The sequence below is a fragment of the Mitsuaria sp. TWR114 genome (assembly GCF_007997345.1).
Genome location: NZ_VOSR01000961.1, coordinates 1 through 3,144 on the forward strand (window position 1 = coordinate 1; position 3,144 = coordinate 3,144).

Annotated in this window: 3 protein-coding genes and 1 pseudogene; 3 read left to right on the plus strand and 1 reads right to left on the minus strand. The window is 71.8% G+C overall.

The window, feature by feature from the left end:
• The 3 genes and pseudogenes from FUT87_RS29510 to FUT87_RS26330 all read left to right on the plus strand — a co-directional run.
• Nucleotides 1–310: pseudogene (locus tag FUT87_RS29510) on the plus strand (hypothetical protein); the annotation flags it as partial.
• 13 nt (nucleotides 311–323) lie between these two features.
• Nucleotides 324–563 (plus strand): hypothetical protein, encoded by a 240-nt coding sequence (locus tag FUT87_RS26325; protein WP_091732360.1) that lies wholly within the window; start codon nucleotides 324–326, stop codon nucleotides 561–563.
• Between the two features lie 124 nt (nucleotides 564–687).
• The gene (locus FUT87_RS26330; protein ID WP_147242893.1) at nucleotides 688–1,995 is read left to right on the plus strand and encodes a cyanophycinase; all 1,308 of its coding nucleotides are present in this window, start codon (nucleotides 688–690) and stop codon (nucleotides 1,993–1,995) included.
• A gap of 30 nt (nucleotides 1,996–2,025) precedes the next feature.
• Here FUT87_RS26330 and FUT87_RS26335 read toward each other — a convergent pair.
• Nucleotides 2,026–3,144, minus strand: a 1,119-nt coding sequence (locus FUT87_RS26335) for a radical SAM protein (RefSeq protein ID WP_147242894.1), incomplete at its 5' end; no start/stop codon positions are given.

Consider the following 3,144-nt stretch of genomic DNA (forward strand, 5'->3'; position numbering starts at 1 on the left):
GGGGCCGTTGCAGGTCCGCCTGGTCGGCCGCGCCGAAGGCCGCAACACCGCGCTGCTGGACAGCGCCGCAGTGGGCCGCGGCCTGAGCCTGTCGCTCGACGACGTCGCCCTGGCGGACCTGCGGCTCCGGGTCGGGGAGCGCGAACTGCGTGCAGGCCGCGGCAGTGCGCGGCTGCGGCTGCGCGTCCAGGTGCGCGATGACGGCCTGGCCATCGAGCTCTCGCTCGGCACGCTGATCCTGCGCGACGTGCGGCTTGGCGCTCCGACGGACGCGACGCCGCCCACCGCCGACGCCGCCGGGAGCGCGTAGCATCGCGGGTTCCATGAAACGCACCCTCTTCGGCCTCGTGCTCTCGGCGCTGGTCACGCTCTTCTTCCTCTGGCTCATCACGCGTGGCTTCGGCCAGTTGATGGGCCTGCTGCGGGAGCTCCGGCAGCCTGGCCAGGGCGGCGGCGCCATGCCGCTGCTCGTCATCGGCCTGGCGGTGTTCGTGCCGCTGCTGATCTACCGCCTGCGCAAGGCGCGCCGGTCGCGCGCGGCCCGGCGCGACGCGGCCCGCTGACGCGCGGCGCCTCGCTGAATCGCGGCGGCCGCCACCTGACGCGTCCGTGAAACATCCCCGCGTCCCCCCAGGTTGAAGGTCCAGCCTGCTTCCCATCCGGCGAGCGATATGGAAGATGGGCGGCATGGATGCCTTCCGCCTGATCTCGATCCGGCTGCGCGCGCTGGTCGCCCTGGCGGCGCTGCTCGGCGCCGGTGCCTCTTCGGCCCAGACCGCCATCGTCATCGGCGGCGCGCTGCGCATGGACAACGACGCCGTCTGGCAGCGCATCGTCGACGAGGCCGGCGGCCCCGGCCAGGCGCGCTTCGCCGTGCTCGCCACCGCCGCGGCCAATCCGGAACTCTCCGCCCGCCTGATCATCGACGCGCTCAAGCGCCACGGCGCGCAGGCCGAGCACATCCCGGTCGCGCCGCGGCTCGAGGGCGTCGACCTGCAGCGCAACCTCAACGACCCGGCCCTGATCGGCAAGGTCCGCGCGTCCAATGCCGTGTTCTTCTCCGGTGGCGCGCAGGGCTTCATCGTCGACACGCTGCAGCCCGGCGGCCGCCGCACCGAGATGCTCGACGCGATCTGGGAGGTCTACCGCCGTGGCGGCGTCGTGGCCGGCACCAGCGCCGGCGCGGCGATCATGAGCCGCGTGATGTTCCGCGACGCGCTCAACGTCATGGAGGTGATGCGCGGCACGCTGCGCGAGGGCCAGGAGATCGACCGCGGCCTGGGCTTTGTCGGCGACGAGCTCTTCGTCGACCAGCACTTCCTCAAGCGCGGTCGCATCGGCCGCATGCTGCCGCTGATGATGGCCAAGGGCTACCGCTTCGGGCTGGGCGTGGAGGAGAACAGCGCGGCCGTCGTGCGCGGCGACCGCATCGATGTCATCGGGGGACGCGGCGCGCTGCTGGTGGACCTGCGCGACGCGCGCAGTGATCCGACGCTGGGCATGTTCAACCTCCGCGGCGCGCGGCTCAGCTACCTCGACAACGGCGACCGCCACGACCTGCGCAGCGGCGTCACCAGCCCGGCAGCCCGCAAGACCGCCGCCGGCGCACCGGTGCCGATCCGCGCGTCGGCGCTGGGGCAGCCGATGCCGTCGCGCGGTCCGGTCGATACCTTCCAGCCGGACATCCTCGGCGACAACCGCATCGTGCAGGCGATGAGCGAGCTGCTGCAGTCGCCGGCCAACGAGGTGCGCGCGATGGCCGCGCGCATCCGGCCCGGCGCCACCGAGCCGCGCGACCGCACCGGCTTCGTCTTCCGGCTCTACCGCGGCGCGGACACGCAGGGCTGGATCGACGCTGACGGCAACGCGCACGACGTCACGCTGCTCGACGTCCGCCTGGACATCCGCCCGGTGCGCCTGCCCGATCCCAACGCGGCGGCGCCGGCCTCGACGCTGCCCGGCGCGACGCTGGTCGCGCCCGCGGGCCTGCGCTAGCGCGGCGGCGACCGCGATCGCGGCGGCCGGTCAGGTGCCCAGCGCCTGCGCGATGAAGTGCTTGGGCACCTTGGGCTTGGGCACGCGCACGCTGAACCAGCGCCGCACGTCCTGCTCCAGCCCGAGGCCGTGCATGAAGTTGTAGAGCGCCTTCTTCAGCGCGTCGCCCATCGCGTCGTGGTCGGTGCCGGTGGGATCGACGAAGCCGACGTCGTTCTTCGCGAACGGGGAGGGCGGCAGCGGCAGCAGCCGCACGCCGAATGCGGCCGGGTCCTGGCCCACCGGCGAATGCACGGTGCAGGCGAAGCGGTGGAAGAAGCCGCTCTGGATGCAGCCGTTCTCGAAGAGCTGGCGCACGTACTCGAGCGCATCGACGGTGTCCTGCACCGTCTGCGTCGGGAAGCCATACATCAAGTAGGCATGCACGAGGATGCCGGACTCGGTGAAGGCGCGCGTCACCCGCGCCACCTGCTCGACCGACACGCCCTTCTGCATCAGCTGCAGCAGCCGGTCCGAGGCCACCTCCAGCCCGCCGCTGATCGCGATGCAGCCGCTGTCGGCCAGCAATTGGCAGAGCTCGGGGGTGAAGGTCTTCTCGAAGCGCACGTTGCCCCACCAGCTGATGGACACCTGGCGCGCGATGAGCTCCTGCGCCAGCGCCTTGAGCACCTTGGGCGGCGCGGCCTCGTCGACGAAGTGGAAGCCGGTCTGGCCGGTCTCCGCCACGATCGCCTCGATGCGGTCCACCAGCGTCTTGGCCGAGGCCGCCTCGTAGCGGGAGATGTAGTCCAGCGTGATGTCGCAGAAGCTGCACTTCTTCCAGTAGCAGCCATGCGCGATGGTCAGCTTGTTCCACCGGCCGTCGCTCCACAGCCGGTTCATCGGGTTGAGCATGTCCAGCAGCGACAGGTAGTCGTGCAGCGGCAACCCGTCCCAGGTCGGGGTGCCCACGTCCTCGAAGGGCACGTCGGGCTCGACGAAGTTGATGTAGCGGACCTGGCCCGCCAACTCGCCGCCGTCCTCGCGCACGAAGCAGCGCACCAGGCGCTGCTGGCTGCGCCGGCCGGCGATGTGCTCGAGCAGCGCCAGCAGCGGGCGCTCGCCGGCGTCCAGCGTCACGAAGTCGACGTAGTCGAAGAGCCGCGGCTC

Coding starts and splice junctions, on each gene's coding strand:
- FUT87_RS26325 (WP_091732360.1), top strand. CDS start 324: ATGAAACGCACCCTCTTCGGCCTCGTGCTCTCGGCGCTGGTCACGCTC.
- FUT87_RS26330 (WP_147242893.1), top strand. CDS start 688: ATGGATGCCTTCCGCCTGATCTCGATCCGGCTGCGCGCGCTGGTCGCC.